The sequence below is a fragment of the Methanosarcina barkeri MS genome (assembly GCF_000970025.1).
GTDB lineage: Archaea > Halobacteriota > Methanosarcinia > Methanosarcinales > Methanosarcinaceae > Methanosarcina > Methanosarcina barkeri.
The window spans coordinates 1,474,319-1,497,746 of record NZ_CP009528.1 but is presented as its reverse complement, the minus strand read 5'-3'; the positions used below and the strand labels follow the sequence as shown (position 1 = coordinate 1,497,746).

At 39.5% G+C, this 23,428-nt stretch carries 13 protein-coding genes, 1 tRNA gene and 1 pseudogene; 9 read left to right on the top strand and 6 right to left on the bottom strand.

What is annotated here, in order from left to right:
* Positions 1-438 precede the first annotated feature (438 nt).
* Together MSBRM_RS06045 and MSBRM_RS06040 are read left to right on the top strand one after the other, a co-directional pair.
* Positions 439-1,865 (top strand): annotated as a pseudogene (locus tag MSBRM_RS06045) (IS1634 family transposase); the annotation flags it as partial.
* A gap of 312 nt (positions 1,866-2,177) precedes the next feature.
* Positions 2,178-2,360: a hypothetical protein gene (locus tag MSBRM_RS06040; RefSeq protein ID WP_048118914.1), complete on the top strand. Its 183-nt coding sequence runs from the start codon at positions 2,178-2,180 to the stop codon at positions 2,358-2,360.
* A gap of 186 nt (positions 2,361-2,546) precedes the next feature.
* On the opposite strand, the gene MSBRM_RS06035 is transcribed toward MSBRM_RS06040, so the two are convergent.
* The 5 genes from MSBRM_RS06035 to MSBRM_RS06010 form a co-directional block, all read right to left on the bottom strand.
* Entirely contained in the window at positions 2,547-3,506 is a 960-nt protein-coding gene (locus MSBRM_RS06035; RefSeq protein WP_048155039.1) for a right-handed parallel beta-helix repeat-containing protein, read from the bottom strand.
* 33 nt (positions 3,507-3,539) lie between these two features.
* On the bottom strand, positions 3,540-4,778 hold the full coding sequence (locus MSBRM_RS06030; RefSeq protein WP_048155036.1) for a C39 family peptidase: 1,239 nt from the start codon (positions 4,776-4,778) through the stop codon (positions 3,540-3,542).
* Between the two features lie 604 nt (positions 4,779-5,382).
* Positions 5,383-6,150 (bottom strand): winged helix-turn-helix transcriptional regulator, encoded by a 768-nt coding sequence (locus MSBRM_RS06025; RefSeq protein WP_048118917.1) that lies wholly within the window; start codon positions 6,148-6,150, stop codon positions 5,383-5,385.
* The gene (locus MSBRM_RS06020; RefSeq protein ID WP_048118918.1) at positions 6,110-6,610 is read right to left on the bottom strand and encodes a pre-peptidase C-terminal domain-containing protein; all 501 of its coding nucleotides are present in this window, start codon (positions 6,608-6,610) and stop codon (positions 6,110-6,112) included. The genes MSBRM_RS06025 and MSBRM_RS06020 overlap by 41 nt, the downstream gene beginning before the upstream one ends.
* 1,855 nt (positions 6,611-8,465) lie before the next feature.
* Positions 8,466-9,209 carry a winged helix-turn-helix transcriptional regulator gene (locus tag MSBRM_RS06010; protein WP_141706333.1) on the bottom strand — a complete coding sequence of 248 codons (744 nt, stop codon included), beginning with the start codon at positions 9,207-9,209 and terminating at the stop codon, positions 8,466-8,468.
* A 932-nt stretch (positions 9,210-10,141) separates the two neighbouring features.
* Here MSBRM_RS06010 and MSBRM_RS06000 point away from each other — a divergent pair.
* From MSBRM_RS06000 to ppcA, 3 genes are all read left to right on the top strand, one after another.
* Positions 10,142-10,213: transfer RNA gene (locus MSBRM_RS06000), tRNA-Cys, on the top strand.
* A 1,112-nt stretch (positions 10,214-11,325) separates the two neighbouring features.
* The gene (locus tag MSBRM_RS05990) at positions 11,326-12,072 is read left to right on the top strand and encodes a hypothetical protein (RefSeq protein WP_048155034.1); all 747 of its coding nucleotides are present in this window, start codon (positions 11,326-11,328) and stop codon (positions 12,070-12,072) included.
* Between the two features lie 599 nt (positions 12,073-12,671).
* Positions 12,672-14,252 (top strand): phosphoenolpyruvate carboxylase, encoded by a 1,581-nt coding sequence (ppcA, locus tag MSBRM_RS05985; RefSeq protein WP_048155031.1) that lies wholly within the window; start codon positions 12,672-12,674, stop codon positions 14,250-14,252.
* A gap of 175 nt (positions 14,253-14,427) precedes the next feature.
* On the opposite strand, the gene MSBRM_RS05980 is transcribed toward ppcA, so the two are convergent.
* Positions 14,428-14,772, bottom strand: a complete 345-nt coding sequence (locus tag MSBRM_RS05980; RefSeq protein WP_048118930.1) for a hypothetical protein — start codon at positions 14,770-14,772, stop codon at positions 14,428-14,430.
* Between the two features lie 374 nt (positions 14,773-15,146).
* Between MSBRM_RS05980 and MSBRM_RS05975 the strand changes: the two genes are divergently transcribed.
* The 4 genes from MSBRM_RS05975 to MSBRM_RS05960 are packed head-to-tail and all read left to right on the top strand — an operon-like array spanning position 15,147 to position 23,422.
* On the top strand, positions 15,147-16,685 hold the full coding sequence (locus MSBRM_RS05975) for a class I SAM-dependent DNA methyltransferase (RefSeq protein WP_048155030.1): 1,539 nt from the start codon (positions 15,147-15,149) through the stop codon (positions 16,683-16,685).
* Positions 16,682-17,887 carry a restriction endonuclease subunit S gene (locus MSBRM_RS05970; protein ID WP_048155027.1) on the top strand — a complete coding sequence of 402 codons (1,206 nt, stop codon included), beginning with the start codon at positions 16,682-16,684 and terminating at the stop codon, positions 17,885-17,887. Before MSBRM_RS05975 ends, MSBRM_RS05970 begins: the two co-directional genes overlap by 4 nt.
* Positions 17,874-19,982 (top strand): GmrSD restriction endonuclease domain-containing protein, encoded by a 2,109-nt coding sequence (locus MSBRM_RS05965; protein WP_048155024.1) that lies wholly within the window; start codon positions 17,874-17,876, stop codon positions 19,980-19,982. Before MSBRM_RS05970 ends, MSBRM_RS05965 begins: the two co-directional genes overlap by 14 nt.
* Positions 19,982-23,422, top strand: coding sequence for a DEAD/DEAH box helicase family protein (locus tag MSBRM_RS05960; protein WP_048155021.1), 3,441 nt, complete (start codon positions 19,982-19,984; stop codon positions 23,420-23,422). The genes MSBRM_RS05965 and MSBRM_RS05960 overlap by 1 nt, the downstream gene beginning before the upstream one ends.
* Positions 23,423-23,428: the final 6 nt, after the last annotated feature.

The following is a 23,428-nucleotide window of genomic DNA, read 5'->3' as shown; positions in this document are numbered from 1 at the left end:
CAAAAAACAGTTAGATAAATTGGTCGGAAGTTATATATAGAATAGTTCAACGCTAATAATTTGAAGTCTACAGCTAATGATCAGGCTTTTTGCTAAAAAAATGGCTGATATGTTTTTGAGATATTGAATTTTTTTACAGCAAAATCGGTCTTTACGAAATCGCCTGTTTTAAAACTTTGTCATCTATGTCTTTTTACCACAAGATAGGCGAAGTCAGCTTTTATTCGTGGACTATATAGATTCAGGATTTAAAAATAAGTAGATTGGAGAAAAAAGATCTGCTTAATTAAAAAGGATGTAGAGAGATTGAAGCAAACTTTTTCAGAAACTTTTTGATAATCAGTATTTTTGAACCTTAATTTGACAGGTTCTGCTAACTAACCTGACTTTGACAGTTACATAAAAATAAGTGCTCTTTGTTTTGTGTTATTCGCTCTAATGTACATCACAAAACAAAGAGCCTTCCCTACAATTCCTAACAAGAATATATGTGTTTCTATCGGATCTATTCTTGCTGTCCAATATTTTTATGAAAAGCTTAATTTCTGTGATATTTTTAGTAATCATAAAAGTAAAGGTCTTGATCTCAATAGTTTAGTAATCGATTTGTTAAGCTACAAATTAACTGATAATTTTAGCATCAAAGAAGCTGGCAAATGGTTAAATCAGAAAGAGATTCTGGATACCTTAAATCTTGAAAGGTTTCACGAAAGAGTTCTTTACAGAACTCTTGAGCTTTTGGGACGTAACAAAGAGGAAATTCTGTGTGATATTCTGGACTCTCTATTTTCTACTTATGGTTTTGAAGAGACGAATATAAACCTGGATTGGACGAGTATAGTTCTTCACGGAACTAAAGCCAACCTTGGTAAATTCGGATATAGCAGAGATCACGGACCTGACAAGTTGCAGATAACAGTTGGAGTGAGTGAGTTAGCTGACCCCATAAACATACCTATTGGAATTACAGTGAATAAAGGAAACGTTCTTGATCTTGAGCACTTTTCTGATACTTTTAATCAGGTTAAAAGTAGGCTTAAAAAAGGCTCTCTTATTGTTTTTGATAAAGGAGCTAATACCAAAGATAATCTCAACCTTATACTGGATGCTAAAATGGACTATCTCACTTCTATGAAACTAAATTCAAGTGACGATAAAATCATTGAGAACTTTGATCTGGAAAGAGCAGAATTGATTGATTCCAAAAAATGTATATATGGAATAAAAATCGTTGAGCTCAGTACTATTAAGTACTTTTATTTCTCTGAATCTCTACAGAAAAAGCAGTTAGAAGCAAAAGCAAGAACTGCTATGAGGAAATTACAGGAAGAAAAAGAAGTTCAAAAGGCCGTCATAACAAAAAAATCTTCCCAAAAGATTCAAGAGTAAATAATGAGTTGATTGAGATTGATTACTCTTTTAGAACTAAGCTCTTCGAGCTTAGTGACGAGAAAGCTATAGAACTATTGAAAGCTTCACTGATTAATGGGAGAGAAGGATTTTTCTGTCTGAAATCAAACAGAGATTTGACACTTAAAGATGCGTTGATAACATACAGAAAAAAGGATTCTATTGAGAAAATATTCCATTCATTGAAGAACGAAATAAACATTAAACCGTTGAGAGTTTGGTCGGATGATAGCATTAATGGAGCTATTATCCTTGGGTTTATCGCTCAATTATTCATATCGCTGATGCGAGATGAATTTGAGGACCTGAAACACACGTCTACAAAATTCATTAAAAAAAGCTTGAAGAATTTGACACTTACAATCAAGTTCAAGATAAATGGAGTCAAAAATTATATTTTTGCGAATTTTGACTGGATAAATAGCTGGATAGTAGCAAAAATGAATGGAATTACATATATATACCAAATTTTTATAAACTTAAACAAATTGTCAAGTTCATTTGGGATAAAAAAGAAGGGAAATAGTCAGTAACAATTAGTGGATACTGTCAACGTCAGGTTAAATATTCTTGCTCAATCAGCCCAACAGCGAGGAGAATGTATAACCTAGTGCATCGATTCTCAAATACGTGCATAATAAGAAAAGAATTACAGCTTATGACGCAAATATTGGCACAAATATTTTTTTAAAGTCACATGGAATTCTGTAACACGGAAAACGCAGCCGGTCGCAGAGTGATTCGATCTGGTTTTCAAAAAATTCATTTTGGACATACTTTGGAATCGATGCACTAGCTTCCATTATGAACATATCCAGTCAGACGTTCTGGGATCTTACAATCTTTCAGCCTTTTATAACAAGGCTTACAAGGAACAGATGAGGGATTTTTTTGCCTGGGACTTTGAAAAGCTTGTAAAAATAAGCTCTGCCAAGCTCTGCGTGGATTAAAGTGTGCAACCGAGCTTTGACTGTAAAATTGTCACCCGTAGCAGTTGCCTATAATCATCCACGCGCGCTAGACTTTAATAGCAACATGATTCACTGAAAGCAGCAAGCCACTATTGGAAATATATGAGGAGAATAACTTTTTTACTTATAGGTAAACTTTTGCGTTATTTTACTCTAAAAACACCGTCATTCCCCTTTTGAGGTATAAAGTTCTCCTTCTAGTGTATTGTTTGTGCTTTTAAAACTATAACATATTTTGAGCTCAGTATTCAAATCTTTATTGTTGCCTTTTACCGTATTATTTTGAGAATCGGCAAGAACAACTGAATATGAATATCCACGTCTCACAATAGTGTTATTCAAAACTTTATTATTATTTGAGTTAACAAGACTAAGGCTGAAGTAGTTATGTAAAATCGAATTATTATTTAACTCATTATTAGACGATTCGGTGAAGTTCACACCATCCCATAACTTTGATATGGTGTTCCTCATTAATTTATTGGTGTCTGAGTCTTCAAGATAAATTCCTGTTGCATTATTTTCTAACCCAACAAATATCCCAACTCCTGAGACATTGTTGCTTTTTAATTGGTTATTGTTAGAATTTTTTAGATAGATTCCAAATGAGTTGTTATTTACTTCATTATTTTCCAGGATATCCCTGTTTGAATTGTTAAGGTAAACTCCATAGTTATTATAACTTAATTTATTTTCATTTATGTTACCATCAGACCCACTATAATAGATGCCGGCTTTACCATGTGACCCAGTTATATTGAAGCCGCTAATCGTCACATTATCCGCAGTTATGTGGAATACGTCTTTTTCTGGGTCTGCAGCTTGAATAATAGCTTCAGTCGTTTCTCCTGGCTGCGATATTATAATTAAAGATTTATCAACAACCAGATTCTCTTTGTATAATCCTGAATCAACAGTAACAGTGCCTCCCGAACTGGTATTGTTTATTGCTTGCTGTATAGAATCTCCTGAGTACACGTTAGTTATTATTGAGTTATTGCTATTATCGAGAAAATCACCTGAATTTTTTTCGCTATTTTCTGAATAAAATACATATAGAGCTGAAATAGCAAAGACTAAAGAAAAAACAAGTATTATCTTTATATTAATTTGTGAGAGGGACATAGTTATCTCTTCTTATAAAAAAGGGTAAGGTGATTAAGGTCTTACCCATACTGGTATTGCGCTGTCCCAATTGCCATAGGTAATGTAATGAGGTGCACTTGTATCCCAACCATCGTGAAGTTTTAAATACTGAGTAGTCCCTTGATAATAATAACCCATACATGTAACGCCATGATCACCATAATCAGTTGAGCCTCCAACTCTAGTTCCGGCGCCATACATACCCAGGACAAACGGTCTATTTGCATTGATTTCTGATACAACATTACTCATGTACATAGTACCGCTATATGTTATGGCATTAAAGTTGGTATAACCATGGTTACTACAAACTGTTTCTATTCCATCATCCACAGTAGATGGGTTTGTACTACCGTGATAAGTGCCCATTGCCGTTGCTAATTCCGAGATGAGGGTGTTACCGCTTGGGATATTTGGATATCCATGTGTATCCCAATATCCTAGAACCATAGCACCTGCAGCTGGAGCGCAGCCAGCAGTATTGGCGGAATAATAAGGAACATTAGAAATGGCTTTACTAGTCGCTGTAATTACTACAGTTTTTCCTCCAGCGCTTTTCCCTTCCATTCTGTTTTCCAAATCATTCCAAGCTTCTTCTATTTCGTCGCTCTCAACTGTTTCTACTTTACCTGTGATGGCAGAAATATTTTCAGCATCCTCACTTATTATCTTTGATGTAACGAGATCTACAATAACCTTCTTTTTAACCATATTTTTACTGTCTTGAAGATTATATTCTGTATAGTAGAATGTTGCACCCTCATAGATTGGTGTGCTTTTCTCAATACTCAATTTATTTTCACTTGCATATTTTGCTACTTTAAGTTGCGACTTCTTGGTCATTGTAGAAATTTTAGATGGAAGTTTCCCTTTTGAAAATTCGAGAATTGGATACTTGTCTTTCGTGGCAGACGCAATTATATAGCCATCATATTGATTGTTTTTCATTACGTCAAATGCATATGCTGTGATGTTCCCCTCTAGATCATAAAATGTAATGTCAGGTTCAGTACTTGCGTCTTTCCAATCAGATAGCTCAGGTATTATTCCAGAGAGTTCTTCCAGATAAAAAGTAGTAATTTCGTCTGCCTGATCTATATTCAAGGTTATAGGTATCTGCTCATTGGTACTAATTGGAGATGTGTTTGTTTCTGCAAAAGCAATAGAACTTAAACTTATCGCAAGAATTCCTAATGATAGTAGTGCCTTTAGCGTTAATTTACTCATATCAACAAATTTTCTTGTTTTCATTTCTACTTACCTTCTTTATTTTAGTTGAAAGGCAAGACTCAGAAAACATTAAGTATTATAAAGTAACTTACCTCTTGCCTTCGGGTATGCATGGTTCAGGATCGTTCTCAAACTTCACTGAACCCTGCAAACATTCCCACTTATTCAGTTTTTGAGAATTAGTTATAAGTTTTCCGGCCAATTTCTCTAACTATCAGAGATCAGGGAATCATTACAGATCTAAAATGAGCTACAAAAAAACAGTTAGAGAAATTGGTCGGAAGTTATATATAGGATAGTTCAACGTCAATTATTCAAAGTATACAGCTAGTAATCAGGCTTTTTGTTAAAAAAGGAACTGATATGTTCTTTGAGATATTGTATTTTTCTACGGCAGAATCGGACTTCACTCGTCTGATTTTAAAACTTTGCCATCTATATATTTTTACCATAAGAAGGCCAAAGTCATCTTTTATTCTTGGACTATATAGATTCAGGGTTTAAGAATAAGTAGATCGGAGAAAAAAATATCTACTTAATTAAAAAAGGATGTCGAGAGATTGAAGCAGACTTTTTCAGAAACTTTTTGATAGTCGGTATTTTTAAAACCGGATTCAAGGTTATTTTATCCATATTTTTCAATTAAATTTTCATAAGAAGGGTTTATTCTATAAATGATGTTTTTTCCTTTTCTTTCTTCATTTATGAGTTCTACTTCTTTAAGAGTTCTCATATACCAGCTAATTGTAGCTCTGGAAACTCCAATTTCATGTGCAAGAGCTGAGTTTGTATTACACTTCCCATTTTGTATTTCTGAAACTATTCTTTGATTTGTTATGTTTTGAAGAGCAGAAATAATTTTTATTTCTTCTTCATCATAAGTGGAATTATTTTCGAAATACCTAATCTTTCCGCCATCGTTATGGACTTCAATTTTGTTCTGAACTTCCAGAATAGTTATATGATGCCTTACTTTTCCTCTGCCTAAGCCTGTTTTTTCTACAATTTCACCAATGCATGCTCCCGGTTTAGTCTTGATATACGTATAGATACTGGACCGATTAGAATTATCTAGTACATTTTCTGTATCTATAATTTTGAATCCTAGTACCACGAAAATGAGTTTTGTAAAGTACAGAATTACGTCTATTATTGATAAGATTTGCATCGCAGCTAGCCAGAGCAAAAACTGCCAGTAAGGTATAACAGTATCTTCTACTATCTGTACATCTTCTCCGGCTACGGACTCCCCGAATTTGTCGCTCGGGAAAGGACTTACAGTATATTCCGTAGCTTCAGCTGTCAATATTGAAAATAAAAATAAAAAGCAAAGGAGGCAGAGTCTCCTATAATTAATGCAATGCGACACCAAATGTGTAGCTCTGTGTTCCACTAACTGATTCCCCATAGACCTTGAACTTCCAAGTTCCCTGTTGCACGTATCCCTGGGAAGGATCTATACTGAAATGTATTCTACCATTTACGCTTCCATCAGAGCTATCGTGGTAAGTTCCGAGTTTGCTTCCAGAGGGGGTATAAACACTAAGAGTTAGGGAATCACTAGTATCTCCCCAGTTCAAGTCCACTTCAAGATAATTCACTCCTGAACCTATGTTTACATTGTGAGTTATAGTCTGTCCCTGGCTTATGGACTGAGTTGACAATATCGAAAGAAGGGAATTCTCTATATCAAAAGAATTTTCTATCCAGGGGCTAACAATGTAATTTTCCCCAGTAGAATTTAAAATAACTTCACTATTCGAGTTTTCTGAGTATACTTTTTCGGCAGAAACCGCAGGAATAGTCATCAATCCTATAATAACGCATAAAATCAACACATTACAGGATTTCATAGTAACACCCAAACAAAATTATAAACACAGATATATATATAGTTTCTGTTAATATTTTAAAACGACCAGTGTTTTATTACATAATAATTTGCTACTAAATTTAAAAAAGACAGTGTCTCGAATTTGCTGTAAATTTGAAGTCAAGTTTTTACGTACTATGTAGATAATTGATCTTACGATATGGAATTCTCTACTCAGTAACTTCTTGATATTTATGATTTTTCAGAATAATTGGCACACCATCTGAAAAGTATAAAGATACCTTTTGTCAAGAATATCTTTTAAAGAGGAAAGTAGCGAGGATATTTTCCATCTTCAGTGTCAGAATAAAATTGTAAATTTCTTATATAGCTTATAAAAACTTTTAAAGCAACTTCTTTTTGAGTTTTTACTCAAAGTTGCATTTACAAACTTCTGTAATCTACACATTGCAAATTCATTTACATTTATATATTTTCCATTTTTAAGATTTTTAATTAAGTTTTAATAAAAATTTATCGATTACATATATTTATCATTGAGTTTGAGGCATAGATCCGTAATAAGTTTCCAAAAGTGTTGATGCAAAAATCAGAGTAATAAGTCCAATCTTGATCTGTTTTTTCATTTTCGGACTAATAGTTGGGAGAAATGAAATATATTTCATAATCATGGAGGAAATTGAAAAAGCCATGCCTATGGAAATCAAAAAGGTAGAAAATACATGTGCAAAATAAGTATACTGTGGATAATAAGTCATTATTATTACGCGAGTAGACAACGAGGCTAATAAAAAAATAAAAAAAGTAAGAAGAGATTTTAGCATAATATATCTCCTTTGAATACTTCACTGACTTCCTAATTACATCCTTTATGAGTTACAATAAAGTCGCACATTAGAAACATTGCTTTTATTTGTTTTATATATAATCTCAGTTATTCAAAAAATATATCGCAATAGTCGCACCTATGTAGAAGCAAAAAGATGTTTCAAAAGCAAAGAATATGCATTTGAAAAGAAATAACCCTTCACTTTGATAGCGAAACATGTTCAGTCCAACTGCAAATGTTCCGGAGATTTGACCCAATTCTGTCCATTCATACTCCTCATATCCTTTACTTTCTTGATTGCTACTTCTAGCAAGGTTCAGAATCGCTCTCAAACTCTACTAATCGTATAAAACATTGCCACATACTTGAAAATTTTAATTGTTTTATATATTTTGTATGTAAATTATCAAACAATTGTATATGAAGAAAATATCACAAATCTGTGTATACATACACAGGAAATTTAATTATCCTAATTCTTTGTGTACCCTCCAAAACAGTAATAATTCCTTTATGGGACAGTAATTGTAGACACAGTACTATAACGACTCTTTCCAGAAGCCATAGTAGTCTTAATACTTGCCAGCAGAAACGCAACAAGAGTACACCATTTCTAAGTGTTCTCTTGTTGTTCTTTTTTTCACCCCGTGATTTAACTCCAGAAACAGGATTAAGTAAACCTTAAATCTTTTTAAAGTTAACTTAATTAAGCCGCTGGACATTTGGAGTTCAAATTAGTTTTTCAGAGAGATTTGAACTCCATAATTTAATACTAAGACACTCTATATAAAATACAAAGTTTTTAGCCAAATCATTAAACTATCAAATCAGATGTTTAACCTGTGATTTCATATTTCAAGGATAATATTTGATATGACAAATCTTTTTGTGTCCTGTATAGAAGTTATGCTCAAAAGTGAAATATATACTATATTAGGCATTTTGGATTTTTTACTTGCAAAACCAGTTTTTTAAAAATTCATTTATTTATCTGAGTCTGTTTTTTAATGTTTTATCCTGAAGTAAGACCGTTTTTAAAAGAATTTCAAATATGTTTTTCAATTTCATCCCGATAAACAGGATTTATACTGTATATTGTACTCTTTCCTATCCGATCTTCTTTAACAAGGCCTGACTCATTCAACTGCTTCATATACCAGGTAATTGCACCTTTAGAAATTCCTGTTGTCCGGGCAAGATCTCCGTTGGTGTTGCATTCTTCCTTTAATATATTATATAGTATCTTTCGGGTCATCTCATTTTGAAGAACGGAAATAACCAGTTTTTCTTCCTCACCGTATGTAGAATTATTCTGGAAATACCGGATCTTTCCGCAATCACTGCGGGATTCTATCAGATTTTCTGCTTTGAGAATATTGAGATGATAGCGAAGATTTCCCCTACTCAGGCTCATATCGCTTGCAATCTCGCTGATACACGTCCCTGGACAGGCTTTGATGAAAGCATATATGTGCTTTCTCTTTAGAGTCCCAATAGTAATTGGATGGTCCGCAACTCGAAATCCGAGTATTACGAAAATGAGCTTTGTAAAGTACAGAATTACGTCTATTATTGATAAGATTTGCATCGCAGCTAACCAGAGCAAAAACTGCCAGTAAGGTATCTCAGTAACTTCAAGTTCAACTACTTTTTCTCCGTTAATTGAAGCTCCAGACTGATCGCTCGGAAAAGGGCTTACAGTATATTCCGTAGCTCTGGCTGTTGTTACTAATAGAAAAAATAGCAAACAGAAGATAAGCTTTTTTTCAAGCTTAATGTTGGTAAACATTAAGTGTATATCTCTGTTTTTCACTAACCAATTCCCCATAAACTTTAAACTTCCAGGTTCCCTGTTGTACATATCCCTGAGAGGCATCTATATTGAGGCATATCCTACCATTTACGCTTCCGTCAGAGTTCTGTAAGTTCCGAGTTTGCTTCCTGAGAGGGTATAAACACTAAGAGTCAGGGAATCACTAGTACCTCCCCAGTTCAAGTCCACTTCAAGATAATTCATTCCTTGATCCCACATTTACATTGTTGGTTATAGTCTGCCCCTGGCTTATGAACTGAGTCAACAATATAGAGAAAAACAGTTCTCTATGTCAAAAGAGTTTTGTATCTAGAAGCTAAAAATGCAATCTTTTCCATTAAAATCTAAAATAAATTTTGTTTTAGCATTTTTGGAGTCCCATTTTTCAGTAGAAACCGTAGGAATAGTCATCAATCCCACAATAATGCATAAAATCAACACGTTATATACTTTTATAGCAATATATAGAAGTAAATTATAAAGGCAGACATATATAGTTTCTGTTAAAATTTTAAAACGGCCAGTATCATATTATATCCTTAGTTTGACAGCATCCATTAATTGATACTGAACATTTTCCTTTTTTTGGTCCAATTGAGCTTGACAAGTCGTATAAATTTCTAAAAATTTCTTATATATTCTATGTAATTCCATTCCTTTTTGGTATCCTCTTCAAATTTAATGAATTTTCAACCACAGAAAAAATATTACTGCTTTTACCCATATAATTTGAAGAGGATACAATAAAGCATTTTTATAGATAAAAGCTAGTAAATTTTTATATTTATTATAAAAAAATATTAAAACTGCTTTTAAACTTATTTTAGGAAAAACCTCACAGCATTCGTGATAATACCTGGCAACCTATAAATTTATATATTGTATATGCTGTATAAGGTTCACAGATTGCCAAGGTGGCGGAGCGGTCACGCAATCGCCAGCAGAGCGATTCAGTCCTGGTTCAAATCCGGACCTTGGCTTCGTTTAATTTATTAAATAGTTTATTCAATAACTTTTACATATCTTGTAAATCTTTTTCATTTTTCGTCAGGAAAGAGTCTAAACAGCTAAATTTAGTTCTATGATTTTGCCTAAAATAAGCTTTTAGCTAAACTCGATATCTGTACTTAAAATAGTCCGCTTGAGTGAATGAAGTGAGATAAATATATTACGTACTGTCGAAGCGGAACTCGATTCATACTCCTGAAACATAATTAGAAAAACTGATAATATGGAAATTGGGCATCTGGATATTGGGGAGTGGGGGTGTTGGGGGTTATTAAAAAGAGTTAAAAGGTCTCTTATGACCTTCCCAGATGCCCACATCCTAGTCTACCTCATGATATATATAATTAAAGTCTATTCGTTTCTCCAGGAAGTACCTTCACAGCGACTGTAAGTTTTTACTGCTAGTGTTTCTATATTACGTACAAAATAGTTTTTCTAAGTATTATTTAGTAGAGCAGAAGGGAACGGAAAGGATACTGTGATATTTGTAAGTGAAAAGTAAATCCTAGAGAACTCCAGTTTCCTGTGAGCCTGAGATAAATTCGAGATATAAAGTCTGTTTTGAGTGGATTTCAAAAATGTTCATAGCTGACAATATAATTACAAGATCTTTAAAACCGAGCCGGCTGAGCAAAAGTAATACTACTTTATAACAAGTCAGCCCCCCTTGAACATAGCTCAGTATCTTAACCATAACTCAGCCCTCTGAGTGAAGTGTTGAACCGCAACCATTGCGCCGTTTGGTCACGCCTACCATGTTGTTGCTGAAGTTTTCGGTCAAGCCTTTTTGAAAAGGGTTGCGGTCAAACCTTTTTTGAAAAGGGTTGCGGTCAAACCTTTTCAAAAAAGGCTTGTGATCAAGCCGGATGGAGGTTGAAGGATAAGACTCTCAAAACCAAACATTGCCCGGGATTTTCGCTCAAGTTTTTATTAAAAAGACTTGCAGAAAAGCAGTTTTCTGAATAGGCTTACGGAACTCGGGCTGCAGAGCCGTAGCTCTGCTGGAAAAACATTTATTATGCCTTGTGATATAAAATTACTCACGAATAACAGCTAACCTAACCAGAAACGGGCCGCTGATCTATTGGCAAAAGACAAACGCATAAGGTTTCCATCGGGCTCATATCAGGCTTTTTATGAAGGCATTCACTATAAGATAGACCCTGAAAATGACGTCGTGGAAATGACCCAGAACTTAAATCCAAGATATAGCCCTGAAAGCATGGAAGAAGCTTTTAATCTGGTAAATAAGCTTGGAGTAGAGGAAATTCAAAAAAGAGCCAGGTTATTCTCAAAACTCTTCATTCTTTCAATTTTGTTATTCCTGATTTTGATGTTTTTCCCTGCTCATTTCTTTGCAAAATCCGAAAGCTTTCTTTTATCAGCCGGAAGATTCCTAACGATTGTGTCAGAAATTGTTTTCCTTTATATGTTTGGTTATTACAGAGCCATAGCAAATTATTGTACAGACTCATACTGCGAGAAATGCGGGAAGTATTTAGTTTTTGAGGAATTTCAGGCTCCACTCGTAACAGAAGAAAGCAAAATCGATGCTTATACAAAAACCCTGACACAATACTGGCACTGCATAAACTGCGGATATGAAGATATAAAAGTTGAACCTCAACCCATAGATCACTATCACGAAAAAAGGCAGGGCAATTTAAAAGAAGACACCTGCGAGGAATGCGGGGAAGAGCATGCAATAGAAGAATATAGAAACACGGATGTATTAAATTACATTCTCAAAAAGAAAATAAGGTACTTTAAATGCAGAAACTGCGGCTACCATGAAATTAGACTAAGTAAAAGGTTCAGAATTATTAAATAATTATAATTCTCTAACTTTCTATGCAATTGATCACGCCAACTATGTTGTTGCTGAAATTTTCGGTCAAGCCTTTTTTGAAAAGGCTTGTGCCACAACCGTTGCTGGCTGATCATGCCGCTTCTTGGAGTTTTTACTCAAGCTTCTTTTCAAAAGGCTTGCAGGCAAGCAGTTTTTAAAGGCTGAGAGACAGACAGTTTTCCTTTTTTGATCAAACTCTTTTTAAAAGTTTGTAGTTACAACTGTCTGGATAATTTTGCATATTTATATACAGAATAATCTTTTCTACTTGAGGCTTCAGAGCACAATTCTCAGTAGTTTCGTTATAGTTGCAGTAGTTTTGTTATCTCAGGCCATATATGTCAACTTATTGTAAACGGAAACATTTATCATATAGTAAACAATATGATTCGATACTGATTTGCATAAAACAAAGGGTTAACAATAAAGGAATTTACCTGCTATTCACTAAAAGAATTACAAGTTTAGTAATAAATCCACTAACGAATTCAGTAAGGGAATCAGTAGCGGATTTTATGGTAAGTTAATAATCAGTTCAGCAGCAACTAAGGTCTGAGCTGTACACAATGAGGATTTATTTTATGAGTAGAAAAACCGTTTTTCCAAAAGTAATGTGTACCCAGCATCCGGACTCGGCGTCAAAATATATTGCAACGCAGGAAGAGCCGGAAGAAGCTATAGAGGCTGCACAGATATTCGGCTGTGATGAGTACATGCCGGATTATGAAGGGAAGGCAACTCCCTACCATCAGAATGTCCAGATTGTATCAAAATTCATAGAAGAAACAGACCTGATCCCAGGAAAAGATATTTTTATCACTCCTCGAGCTCCGAGTGCGGTTCAGGAAAACCGGTTCAGGCAGCTCATGGTTATGATGTCAATTGCTGAGGCTAATCACAATGCTCTTGAATACTCGGATGTTCAGGCAATCAATGAGTTTGTGCACCCCATGACAGACAGCGTCAGGGAAATTATTGGAGCTCAACAGCATATGGTAGACGTAAGTGAGCTTGCAAAAAAGGAATTCGGTTTCTCAATGGAAGTCCCTCGTATAATTCCTCTCATAGAAGATGCTCCTGCGCTGCTGCATGCAAAAGAACTTGCAGAAAATACGATTCTTGCCTGGAAAGGACACTTCGGGACAGTTCCTGAGAAATTCAGGGTGTTTCTGGGTAAATCCGACTCTGCTCTCTCTTTTGGGCACATTGCAAGCACGCTTTCATGCAAATACGCAATAAACGGGATCTGCGAACTAAATTCCGAACTTGGCACTCAAACTGGCATTATATTCGGAGCAGGAACACTGCCTTTTAGAGGACATCTTGACCTGAAGAATGCAGAGAATTTTTTCAGGGAATACCAGGGAGTAGGGACCATTACTCTCCAGTCCGCGCTCAGGTACAGCCATAAAAAAGGGGACGCTGAATCTCTGGTAAAACTTGCAAAGGCCAGGCTGCCTGAAACGCCTGAACTCTTTTCCGTCGAAGAAAAAGAAGAAATAATAAACCTTATTGGGATATTTGGGGCAAGCTACAGCAGGATTATCAGGCAACTGGCTCCTACGATAAACCAGATAGCTGACCTTCTTCCACAGCAGCGGGATCGTCTTATGCACAAAGGTACAGGTGGCTATTCAAGAAGTGCTCCTGATATCTCAGGCCTGGTTAACCTCTGCCGTACCGATATAGGAAAAGAGCTTGAAGCCAGTATGCCTTCTGAAGACCTTCAGCTTCCAAGGGCAATCAAGTTTACAGGCGCTCTTTATTCCATAGGCCTGCCTCCGGAATTCATAGGGACAGGTCGTGCTCTTGAAGAAGCCCGGGAAAAACTCGGAGAAGCTGCCTGTGAAAACTTGCTTACAAAATACTTCCCCTCCCTTGCAGGTGACCTGAAGTTTGCATCAGGATATCTGGATCTCAATGTAGCTTCCCGCTTCCTATCAAGTGAATGTCTGAAGGAAGTCCGCAAAGATTTCGATATCCTGCATGAGACCTTTGATCTTGAAACCAGCCCAGAACCTTCATACCGCATCTTGGTAGAAATGATGCAGCCTGACCTCCTGCAGGCAGGAAGTAAAGGAAATTGTATGGACGAGGAAGTTTCCCAGCTTGTATGCTCGACACTCACAAAAATGGGAAAAATAAGAAAGGCACTCGGTTAAGTAATTCCATCTCCGAACGGTTAACTTTCTTTTTTTTCTTTGTATTTATTCAGCGTACGAAAAATAGGCTTACTGATATTGATATTAAGGTTTCATAACCGTAGAATTATCAACTGTACAAAACCAAAAAGCACGAGCAGTAGCAACAGTTGTGAAAAATTAATTAATTAATTAATTAATTAATTAATAGGATTTTGCCCATTTTAGATTTAAGAAGATGCCTATTGAGATTGTTTTTCCTACGCTGAGTAGTTACCTTTCTTTTTATTTTTTTCAGTTCAAGTACTGCTGATTCCTTAACTTCGCTTCTTATCAAAGTTTGCCCCTGGTTATCAGCCTGTTCTGTGACATTGTCATCTTTTGAGCTACTTTTTGCAGGTACGGGAGTTTGAGCCGTTTTCTGGAACAGTAACACCGGTAAGGCCGTTTCTGGAACAGTAACACCGGTAAGGTCGCTACTGAGATTTTTACTAAACTCCCAATTGAACAATAGAAATAGACTTGTCATAACTTGTTTCATCCATCAGTCGTCTCTCCTCTTTTTAGAATATCTTATTGAAAAACCAGCACGTAAACAGAAAATTTTTATTAAGGTTAAAAAGTCAATTCAAAAACATTTATTTTTACTAACTGTTATAATATGAACTGTATAATATCATTCAAAAGAAAAATCATGATTTAAGATAGTGGAACTTACCCCCCTTAATGTGAAAATTCGTAAAAAAGAGCAAAAGTTAAAAATAAACGGGAATAACTGAGTACACGACAAAAAAATCACAAAACCACTAACTGAGAGGCACAGGATAGACAGCGTATCCCTAAAAAATATGAGAATCATTTCCATGTGCTTGCTCTTTCCATGCATTCCAACCTCCATGATTTAGAGGAATAACAATGATCACAGGTGAACTGAAAAACAAAATCGACCGCATATGGGACACTTTCTGGTCCGGCGGCATAGCCAACCCTCTCGAGGTTATCGAACAAATTACCTACCTGCTATTTTTACGGAGGCTGGACGACCTCCAGACGCTTGAAGAAAACAAATCAGTCCGCCTTAAACGCCCTATGGAACGCCATATTTTTCCTGAAGGCGGGGACGAGAAAGGCCGATCTTACGAAGACCTGCGCTGGTCCCATTTCAAGAACTTTACTCCGGCAGAGATGTTTACAATAGTCAGCGAACATGTTTTCCCCTTCCTGCGGACCCTGGGCGGAGACGACTCAACCTATGCCAAACACATGGAAGGCGCCCGCTTCACCATACCCACGCCTGCCCTGCTTTCAAGAGTGGTGGACCTTCTTGACGATGTGCCAATGGAAGACCGTGATACCAAAGGCGACCTCTACGAATACATGCTCAGCAAGATCGCAACCGCAGGGCAAAACGGCCAGTTCAGGACCCCTCGCCACATTATCCGCCTGATGGTAGAGCTAACTTCCCCGCAGCCGACAGACATCATATGCGACCCTGCATGCGGGACAGCCGGATTTTTGATGTGTGCAGGCGAATACCTGAGGGAACACTACCCGAATATCCTGCACGACGAAAAGCTGAAACAGCACTTCCACCAGAATATGTTCCACGGCTTTGATTTCGACCATATCATGCTCCGCATAGGCAGCATGAATATGCTCCTGCACGGCGTGGAAAACCCGGACATCCGCTACCGCGACTCTCTTGCCCAGGACTATTCCAGCGACGAAGAAGCTTATACTCTTGTCCTTGCAAATCCTCCTTTTGCCGGCTCGCTGGACTATGAGAGCACTTCTAAGGAACTCTTGAAGGTCGTCAAGACCAAAAAGACCGAACTGCTTTTCGTTGCCCTTTTCATGCGCCTTTTAAAGCCAGGCGGACGGGCGGCTGTTATCGTTCCTGACGGCGTGCTTTTCGGCTCAAGCAAAGCCCATAAGGAGCTTCGCCGCATGCTTGTTGAGGAGCAGAAGCTTGACGCGGTTGTCTCACTTCCGGGCGGCGTTTTCAAGCCATATGCCGGCGTTTCAACTGCTATCCTCCTTTTCACGAAAACAAATTCGGGAGGCACGGACCATGTCTGGTTCTACGATATGCAGGCCGACGGCTGGAGCCTTGACGATAAACGGAGCCCGCTTTTGAGCGAGGATAAACTGGGCCCTGTCCCTTCAACCGGGCTTAACGAAGACGAACACGCCAAAAATAACCTTCCTGACGTCCTTGCTCGCTGGCAGGAGCGCAATAACAGTGAACTTAAACGCGCCAGGACCGAGCAGAGCTTCTGCGTGCCAAAAGCCGACATCGCAGCCCAGGGTTACGACCTTTCCCTCAACCGCTACAAGGAAGTTGTGTATGAAGAAGTGGAATACAGAGCCCCGAAAGAGATACTTGAAAGCCTCGCAAAGCTGGAAGTGGAGATTCAGCAGGGGATGAACGAACTGGAAGGGATGTTAGGATGAGTCCTCTTATAACAGTAGAGGAAGCCTGTGAGATTGTCACAGACGGCACCCATTATACTCCAAAAAATACAGGTAATGGAATTCCGTTCTTGACAGTAAAAGATGTTACAGACTCAGAGATGGATTTTGTCAATTGCTCGTTCATCACCACAGAAGATTACATTGCAGCAAAAGAAGGCAATTCTGCACCACAAAAAGGTGACGTTCTTTTCTCGAAGGATGGTACTGTAGGAAAGGTTCACGTTGTTACAACGAATAGGCCATTTGCAGTTCTATCTTCATTGGCGATTTTAAGGCCAAAAAAGAATACAGTTGACTCTATGTATTTTGGACATGTTTTACGCTCACCTACAGTGCTTGAAGATGCACTAAAGCGAAAAACTGGTTCCGCAATTCGGAGAATAATTCTTTCAGACCTTAAAAAAGTGAAGATTCTCCTTCCTTCGTTAGAGGAACAAAAGAGAATTGCAGATATTCTGGACCGTGCGGAGGCTCTTCGAGCTAAACGCAGAGCTATCCTTGCCCAGCTTGATGAACTTGTTCAATCTATTTTTATAGATATGTTCGGTGACCCTATAACTAATCCAAAGGAATGGGAAATTTGCTCAATTGGAGCTTTGCTTACGGATGTCACTAATGGCTTAACTCGAAGGCGAAAAGGATCAGATGAAGGTACAGATATAGTTCTTCGCCTTCGCGATATTCGTGAAGGTTGGATTGATTTTAGTGATGTAAACCGAATATCTCTTAGCTACCAAGAATCAAGTCGATATAAAATATCAGTCAATGATCTTCTTTTCATTCGTGTAAACGGGAACCCTGACTATGTTGGACGATGTGCGTTATTCGAAGGGTTTAGTGAACCTGTATATTTTAATGATCACATTATGCGTGTGAAAACAGATCAATCAAAAGTAGACGGAAAATTCCTTGTATACATGTTAAATGGACCTCGTGGTAAAAGAGAAATTGCCTTACATAGGAAAACATCAGCTGGCCAGCATACAATAAATCAAGATGGTTTGGGTAAGATTGAAATTCCTCTTCCACCCCTCAAAATACAACAAGAGTTCGCCTTCCGAACTGCTTCAATCGAAAAATTAAAAACAGTTCACAAAGCCTCGCTGGCAGAACTGGATGATCTTTTTTCCTCTCTCCAGTACCGGGCTTTCAGGGGGGAATTAGAACATGAAAGCCACTGAAGCCAAATTGCTTGATTTTCTCAGAAAATCCCCTCAATTTGTGATTCCCATATACCAGCGCACTTACTCGTGGACTGAAAAAGAGTGTCGTCAGCTATGGGACGATATTCTCCGCACAGGCAATAATGATGATATCTCAGCTCACTTTGTTGGTTCTATTGTCTACATAGAAAAAGGGATTTATCAGGTGTCAAGCCAGTCTCCTCTGCTCGTAATCGACGGACAGCAGCGCCTGACAACAGTAACATTGCTGATAGCTGCTCTTGCCAGAGCGCTTGAAAAACTGGATGAGAATAATCGCGAGCCTCTTGAAGGATTTTCTCCTCGCAAACTTCGAAATTATTATCTGCTCAACCCTGAGGAAGAAGGGGAAAAATATTACAAACTTATCCTTTCTCAGACGGATAAAGACTCGCTTACCTCTATTGTCTCCAACAGAGAGCAGCCAAAGGAGTTTTCTCTGCGAGTAACGGAAAATTTCAAACTTTTCGAATCATGGATTGCCGGATGTAAAGATGATCTAACTCCTCTGTGTAAAGGGCTGGCCAAACTTATAGTGGTTGATATCGCGCTCAATCGCGATCAGGACAACCCGCAGCTCATTTTTGAAAGCATGAACTCAACGGGCAAGGAACTCAGCCAGGCTGACCTGATCCGCAACTACATCCTTATGGGACTGGAACCGCAATTACAGACAAGGCTTTATGAACAGTACTGGCGGCCAATGGAAGTGGATTTCGGACAGGAAGCCTACAGTGAGCAGTTCGACGGTTTCATGCGCCACTATTTGACTGTTAAAACAGGAGAGATTCCCAGAATAGGGGAAGTCTATGAAGCGTTTAAGGTTCATGCTAATTCCACAAAAACGGCACAGGCAGGAGTAGAAGCGCTTGTAGCCGACATCCGGACCTTTTCCCGCTACTTCTGCGCTATGGCTCTCGGAAAAGAGACAGATCCTGATTTGAAACTTGCCTTCCACGACTTACGCGAGCTTAGAGTAGATGTAGCTTATCCATTCTTGCTCGAACTCTATCACGACTATGCAACCGGAATGCTGTCAAGGGAAGACTTTGTTGCAGCAGTTCGGCTGATCGAATCCTATGTGTTCCGGCGTGCTATCTGCTCTATTCCCACAAACTCAATGAACAAGACCTTTGCAACCTTTTCCAGATATCTAAAAAAGGACCATTATCTCAAAAGCATTCAGGTACACTTTTTTCAGTTGCCATCATATCGCCGCTTTCCAAACGATGAGGAGTTCAGGCGTGAATTGAAAATCCGAGACCTCTACAACTTCCGAAGCCGCAGCTATTGGATCAGACGTTTGGAAAACTATGGACGTAAAGAACGTGTGCAGGTAGATGAGTATACTATCGAACATATAATGCCACAGAATGAGAATCTCTCCACAGCCTGGAAAACAGAACTTGGCACAGAATGGAAACGAATTCACGAAACGTGGCTGCATACCCTTGGCAACCTCACACTCACTGGTTACAACTCAGAATATAGTGACAGGTCCTTCACAGAGAAACGTGACATGCCTGGCGGTTTTAAAGAAAGCCCTCTCAAGCTCAATAAAGGGCTTGGTCAGCTCGACCAGTGGAATGAAGAGACTATTAAAGAAAGGGCAAGCAGGCTGGCAGAAATAGCTCTCAATGTATGGGCAATGCCAAAACTGACTAACGATACCTTTGAAGCGTACAGGCCAAAGGCTACAGCATCTGGTTACACAATTGAAGACCATCCATACCTGTTAACGGGAACAGTGCATGAGCTTTTCGAAGCCTTCCGCAAGGAAGTATTGGCTCTTGATCCCTGTGTAACCGAGGAGTTTCTCAAGCTCTATGTCGCCTATAAAGCTGAGACTAACTTTGTGGATGTAGTCCCACAAGCTAAACGGCTGATCCTGTCTCTCAATCTGCCTTTTTCTGACATAAACGACCCAAGAGGGCTCTGCAAGGATGTTTCCGATGTCGGTTGTTGGGGGAATGGCGACGTAAAAGTCGGCCTCGGATCACTGAATGAACTGCCCTATGTAATAGGTCTGGTGCGGCAATCTTTCGAACACCAGATGAGTAACGGAGGATATTAATGACCAATTTTGCCTTTCTCGAAGCCGAATGGCCTTCTTTGTATGAGGCAGCCGAAAAAGCCTCAAATGCAGTTTATCCTGACCCTCGCACTGCCTGTTTTTACGCTCGCAGGGCTCTGGAACTGGCTGTGCAGTGGATATATAAGTACGATTATTCACTGCTCCTGCCGTATCAGGAAAATTTGAGTGCTCTCATTCATGAGCCTACATTCAAAAAAGTTGCGGGAGAGGCAATCTTCAACAAAGCACGTATCATTATCCGGCTTGGAAACGAGGCTGTGCACAGCAACAGTTCCATTCAGGCATATGATTCAGTGACAGCCGTGAGTGAACTTTTCCACATTACCTACTGGCTGGCACGCACCTATGCGCGAAAAGAAAAGCCTGAGCCCGGGCTGAGCTTCAACCCTGATGACCTTCCAAAAACAACAGTCCCGAAGCAGACAATAGAACAGCTTCAAAACCTGGAAACCAGCCTCCGGGAAAAAGACGAAAAACTCTCTGAGCTCCTGGCCGACAAATCCGCAATGGACGAAGAACTAAAACGCCTGCGTGCCGAAGTTGCAAAAGCAAAAGAAGCTTCAGCCCTACAGCCGGACACACACGATTATTCCGAAGCTGAGACTCGCGACTACTTCATTGACCTCCTGCTTAAAGAAGCCGGCTGGGCCCTTGACAAAGACCAGGACAGGGAATTTGAAGTCTCAGGCATGCCAAACGAAAGCGGGGTCGGTTTTGTAGACTATGTGCTCTGGGGAGACGACGGAAAGCCCCTTGCCCTCGTTGAAGCAAAGCGCACTACCAGAGACCCGCAGGTCGGCCAGCAGCAGGCAAAACTCTATGCCGACTGCCTGGAAAAACAATTCGGGCAGAGGCCGGTGATCTTCTATTCAAACGGATACGAAAACTGGATCTGGGACGATTCCAGGTATCCTCCAAGACAGGTACAGGGTTTCTACAAAAAATCCGAACTTGAACTCCTTATCCAGCGGCGCAGCAGCCGCAGGTCTCTTTCCGAAGCTAAAATTAACTCAAAAATTGCAGACCGCTACTATCAGACTCGTGCCATCCGGCGCATAGGAGAATCCTTTGAACATGACAACGACAGAAAAGCTCTGGTAGTAATGGCAACAGGCGCTGGTAAGACCCGTACAGTCATTGCACTCTGCGACCTTCTCATGCGCTGCAACTGGGTCAAACGCGTGCTTTTCCTGGCTGACAGGGTAGCTCTGGTCAACCAGGCAGTAAATGCCTTCAAAAGGCACCTTCCAGACTCCGCACCTGTGAACCTTGTAACGGAAAAGGACACCGACGGGAGAGTATTCGTTTCAACTTATCCGACAATGATGAAGCAGATAGAAGAAATGAACAACGGACAGCGCCGCTTTGGATCCGGGCATTTCGACCTTGTAATTATTGATGAAGCGCACCGTTCGGTTTTCAAGAAGTACAAAGCGATTTTCAACTACTTTGACTCTTTTCTTGTGGGCCTTACAGCAACGCCCAAAAATGAAATTGAACGAAATACCTACAGCCTCTTTGACCTTGAACCCGGTGTTCCAACCGATGCCTACCAGCTCGAAGAAGCTGTAAAAGACGGTTTCCTGGTTCCTCCAAAAGCGGTTTCAGTGCCACTGAAGTTCCAGCGCCAGGGGATCAATTACGACGACCTCTCAGACGAGGATAAAGAACAGTGGGAATCTCTGGATTGGGGAGACGAAGACGAAGAAATCCCTGAAAGGGTGGAAGCCGAAGCCGTCAACAAGTGGCTGTTTAACAAAGACACCGTAGATAAAGTGCTGGCTCACCTGATGGAACGGGGCCTGAAAGTCGCTGGTGGTGACCGCCTGGGCAAAACTATCCTCTTTGCAAAAAATCAGGCTCATGCTGAGTATATTGCCGAGCGTTTCAATGCCAATTATCCGAATTTTAAAGGCGAGTTTGCCCGTGTTATAACTTTTAAGACCGAATACGCCCAGAGCCTGATAGACAATTTCTCGGTAAAAGAAAAAGCCCCGCATATTGCCATCTCAGTGGACATGCTTGACACGGGGATCGATGTACCGGAGGTCGTGAATCTGGTGTTCTTCAAACTGGTGCGTTCCAGGACAAAGTTCTGGCAGATGGTAGGACGTGGTACTCGTCTGTGTCCTGACCTTTTCGAACCCGGAAAAGATAAACAGTTCTTTTATCTTTTTGATTATTGCCAGAACCTGGAGTTTTTCAGCCAGAACCCTGAAACCACTGACGGTTCACTTGGAGATTCGCTTGGTACGCGCCTGTTCAAATCACGTCTTGAATTACTCTCAGAGCTTGACCGAAAACTTGAATCTGACAGCGATTGTGCAACCGGTGCCGAGGCCTCGGAAATATACGGTGAACCAAAAACTGAAGCCGAAGTCCGCTTCTCGGTTGCCGAAACGCTACAAAATGAAATTGCCTCAATGAACCTGGATAACTTCGTAGTGCGTCCAAGGAGACGGTTGGTCGAGAAATACTCAAAACCCGAAGCCTGGATAAAACTTTCCAGCGAAGACCTCTCCGAGATTTCCCATGAGGTCGCGGGCCTTCCCTCGGAATTACAACCGGAAGCCGAGGAAGCAAAACGTTTTGATCTCTTGGTCCTGAACCTGCAACTGGCTTTACTGCGTGCCGAGCCTGCTTTTGAGCGCCTGAGCAATCAGGTCAGAGAAATTGCCGGTCTCCTTGAAGAAAAATCAGCCATCCCAATGGTACGTGACCAGATGGCTCTAATTCTGGATGTGCAGACCGATGAATGGTGGGAGAATGTAACGACTCCCATGCTGGAAACACTTAGAAGGCATCTACGTAACCTGGTAAAACTGATAGAAAAACACCACAGAAAACCGCTTTACACTGACTTCGAAGACGAAATAGGCAGCGAAACCGACGTGGAATTACCGGGCTTTGCTGAAGCCGGAGATTTTGAAAAGTTTCGCGCCAAAACCCGTGCTTTCCTTCTGGAACATCAGGACAACACGGTTATCCATAAGCTTCGGATGAATATTCCATTGACTGTAACTGATCTTGATGAGCTGGAGCGGATACTTTCAGAAAGCGGGCTGGGAGGCCCGGAAGAAATTGCCCGTGCCAAAGAGATGTCGCATGGACTCGGCCTCTTCGTGCGCTCACTCATTGGGCTTGATAGAGAAGCTGCAAAACAGTCGTTGACCACATTTCTGAAAGGTAAGACCCTGACTGCAAACCAGATAGAATTCATAAACTTGATTATTGATCATCTCACAGAACACGGAGCAATGGATGCTGCATTACTTTACGAGTCGCCATTTACCGACCTTACGCCACAGGGTCCAGATGGGCTTTTCACCTCAACTCAAATTGATGAATTAATAGATACGTTGGAGCAGATCACGGCAACAGCATTAGTGCCCCCATGTTCGCAACAAATTACTGCATGAAAATCT

What these genes read in the sequence shown, in the direction of transcription:
- ppcA (WP_048155031.1), top strand. Translation starts at nt 12,672, where the DNA reads ATGAGTAGAAAAACCGTTTTTCCAAAAGTAATGTGTACCCAGCATCCG.
- MSBRM_RS05975 (WP_048155030.1), top strand. Translation starts at nt 15,147, where the DNA reads ATGATCACAGGTGAACTGAAAAACAAAATCGACCGCATATGGGACACT.
- MSBRM_RS06010 (WP_141706333.1), bottom strand. Translation starts at nt 9,209, where the DNA reads ATGTTTACCAACATTAAGCTTGAAAAAAAGCTTATCTTCTGTTTGCTA.
- MSBRM_RS06020 (WP_048118918.1), bottom strand. Translation starts at nt 6,610, where the DNA reads ATGAAATCCTGTAATGTGTTGATTTTATGCGTTATTATAGGATTGATG.
- MSBRM_RS06030 (WP_048155036.1), bottom strand. Translation starts at nt 4,778, where the DNA reads ATGAAAACAAGAAAATTTGTTGATATGAGTAAATTAACGCTAAAGGCA.
- MSBRM_RS05960 (WP_048155021.1), top strand. Translation starts at nt 19,982, where the DNA reads ATGACCAATTTTGCCTTTCTCGAAGCCGAATGGCCTTCTTTGTATGAG.
- MSBRM_RS05980 (WP_048118930.1), bottom strand. Translation starts at nt 14,772, where the DNA reads ATGAAACAAGTTATGACAAGTCTATTTCTATTGTTCAATTGGGAGTTT.
- MSBRM_RS05965 (WP_048155024.1), top strand. Translation starts at nt 17,874, where the DNA reads ATGAAAGCCACTGAAGCCAAATTGCTTGATTTTCTCAGAAAATCCCCT.
- MSBRM_RS05970 (WP_048155027.1), top strand. Translation starts at nt 16,682, where the DNA reads ATGAGTCCTCTTATAACAGTAGAGGAAGCCTGTGAGATTGTCACAGAC.
- MSBRM_RS06035 (WP_048155039.1), bottom strand. Translation starts at nt 3,506, where the DNA reads ATGTCCCTCTCACAAATTAATATAAAGATAATACTTGTTTTTTCTTTA.